Origin of the sequence: Paraburkholderia sp. SIMBA_030 (assembly GCF_046535245.1) — a bacterium.
Classification (GTDB): Bacteria; Pseudomonadota; Gammaproteobacteria; order Burkholderiales; family Burkholderiaceae; genus Paraburkholderia.
In genome coordinates this window covers 1-250 of record NZ_JAWRXB010001214.1, presented here as the reverse complement: position 1 = coordinate 250, position 250 = coordinate 1, and the positions used below count along the sequence as shown (strand labels likewise).

The window sequence follows — 250 nt, the reverse complement described above, 5'->3', positions numbered from 1 at the left end:
GATCACCGCGCGGCACAGCATCGCGAGACGGCGATCGGCGCTGCCCGAGCTATCGGGCAAGGGAATGCGCAGCGTCGAGCGGCGCGCGTGGGCCAGTTCCATTCCCGCGAGACGCGACGCGGCGGCACGCCAGGCGTCGTCGCGATCGTGCTCGCGTTCGGCGAGATTCTTGATCAGTTCGCGCAGCAGGCCGTCGACTTCGAACACCTCGCAGCGCGTGCTCAGATGTGGGATGTCGTGCTCGTGCAGA

Annotated in this window: 1 pseudogene; it reads right to left on the bottom strand. The window is 68.0% G+C overall.

Annotated features, from left to right (window positions below):
- Nucleotides 1-250: pseudogene (locus SB772_RS43890) on the bottom strand (AraC family transcriptional regulator); the annotation flags it as partial.